Source organism: Psychrobacter sp. AOP31-B2-9, assembly GCF_052378005.1.
Lineage (GTDB): Bacteria > Pseudomonadota > Gammaproteobacteria > Pseudomonadales > Moraxellaceae > Psychrobacter.
Genome location: NZ_JBQSXG010000242.1, coordinates 1 through 2,034 on the forward strand (window position 1 = coordinate 1; position 2,034 = coordinate 2,034).

General features: G+C 40.9%; 2 protein-coding genes. One reads left to right on the forward strand and one right to left on the reverse strand.

Annotation, left to right across the window (positions count from 1 at the left end):
• Positions 1-257 precede the first annotated feature (257 nt).
• A protein-coding gene (locus ACT3SX_RS14820; protein WP_101210725.1) for an IS3 family transposase occupies positions 258-1,447 on the reverse strand; the annotation gives its coding sequence in 2 pieces (ribosomal slippage) (positions 258-1,189 and positions 1,189-1,447; 1,191 coding nt in all).
• 122 nt (positions 1,448-1,569) lie between these two features.
• On the opposite strand from ACT3SX_RS14820, the gene ACT3SX_RS14825 reads away from it, so the two are divergent.
• Positions 1,570-2,034: hypothetical protein (locus ACT3SX_RS14825; RefSeq protein ID WP_444761822.1), on the forward strand; the 465-nt coding region annotated here is incomplete at its 3' end.

The window sequence follows — 2,034 nt, forward strand, 5'->3', positions numbered from 1 at the left end:
ACACCTTGCCATTAATGATATCAACAATAGAGTAGGCGGCCTCAGTCATGTGTGGCTCAATAAGCCCTGTGGTTTCTGTGTCGAGTATGTATGTCGTCATAATTGGCCTTGATAGATATGAGGAGCTTAGAAGTATGCTATAGGTGGTGCTATTATAACAGTCTATTTTAAGTGGTCTATTAATAGGTTTAAAGGGCAAAATAACTGGTTCCACTAGGGTATAGTCTAATGATTGATAGTTCCAGTGTAGTGGTCAACTAATTTAGGACACCTGATAAGAGGTTTTGATTAAAGTAACGTCTTTCTGTTTCAGCTGGTGTTAAATAATTGTTGAAAGTGTGCGGTCTCACGGTTTGATAGTAGCCCCAGATATAATCACTAATGGCACTTTTAGCCTCAGCGATATTCTCATAACCGCCCTTTGGCATCCACTCTGTTTTGAAGCTTCTAAAGAAGCGCTCAGTTGGGGCGTTATCCCAACAATTTCCACGACGGCTCATACTCTGTGTCATACCGTCGCAATCATCGATTGATTCAGCAAATTTCTTACTGGTGTAATGCGTGCCCTGATCTGAGTGAAATAACACACCACTTGGTTTGAGTCTCGTCTGATACGCCATTTTCAGAGCGTTACCTGTCAGAATACTATCGGGTGAGTCTGAGACACTAAAGCCCACCACACGACGGGCGTACAGGTCTAAAACAACGGCTAGGTAACACCAGCCGCCTTTAATGCGAATATAAGTGACATCGCCCGTCCAGACTTGGTTGGGCGCCGTTGGGCTAAATCTGCGTTTTAAAAGGTTGTCATGGGTTTTATGTTCCTGATCAGCGTGCTTGTATTTGTGGGTCTTGAGCTGGCAACTGACCAGTTTCATTTGCTTCATAATCTTGGCAGCTAAGTAACGCGTTAGCCTAATACTGTGCTCATTCCACAGGATGGCGACAATGGTGCGAGCCCCAGCTGATTGTTTGGAGTCATTGAATATTTGACGTATCAAGGCTTTGAGTTTGACACGTTCAATATCGATAGGCTTAGTCTGTGTGCCATAGTAGTAGCTGCTTTTAATGATGCCAAATAAGTCACATAGTCGGCGTTTACTGACGCTTTTGTCTTGCTCTGCAAGCTTGCTTATCAGCGATAGCCGTTCAGGCTGTCCAAGGCCAGCAGAGCAGAAGCCTTTTTTAATATGTCGCGCTCCATAGTGAGTCGCTTAACCTGCTTACGCAATTCTTGTAGCTCGCGTTGTTCATCCGTTAAAGCGTTGCCGACTTTAGGTGCTTGGCCATTCGTTTCTTGTCGATACTGACTCAGCCATTTCTGCAGGGTGGATTTGCCAATGCCAAGTGAGCTTGCTACATCAGGTATTTTACGCTTATGCTCAGTCACTAAGCTGATGGCTTCAAGCTTGAATTCTCGGGTATATTGATTGCGATTGTTGGTCATACTAGTTTCCTTCTTTGGGTTATTATAACCTCTTAGAAGCTGTCCAATTTTATTATGCCACTACACAGTTACACTAACCCGTTTTTAAAACATATACCTTATATTTTAATGAGTTAATAATAATGAAAAATTGGCAAGCAATCGCACTATGTCTTTCTATAATAGTCTCAGTAGCAGCATCTGCTTTCTATCTTAAATACGAGCCAAAAACACTAGTAGCAACTAATTTTGGAACAGTTGATTTAGGCAAGGTATTTGCTGAAAAAGTTATGATTGATATTGTTTTGATAGACCATTCTGGCAATGAAGAGAGCTTTGTGGATGGAATTAACTTTTACAACTCATCAAGACCTATAGTTAATGCTCTAGTAGAATTAAACAACCGTCGAAATAGTAGTGGTGTAGAGAGTAAGTATCAAACAAGTTACAGTAAACTAAATGCATCTAGAGCAAACAAAGAAAAGCTGAAAATTCGAACTTACATCACTTATCACAGCTCAAATTTTAAGAATATACCTTATACTCTTTTGTTAGGTGAGGAAACACACAGCTTAAAAAGCTACGCACCTTTAAGAGATAGTATTTAT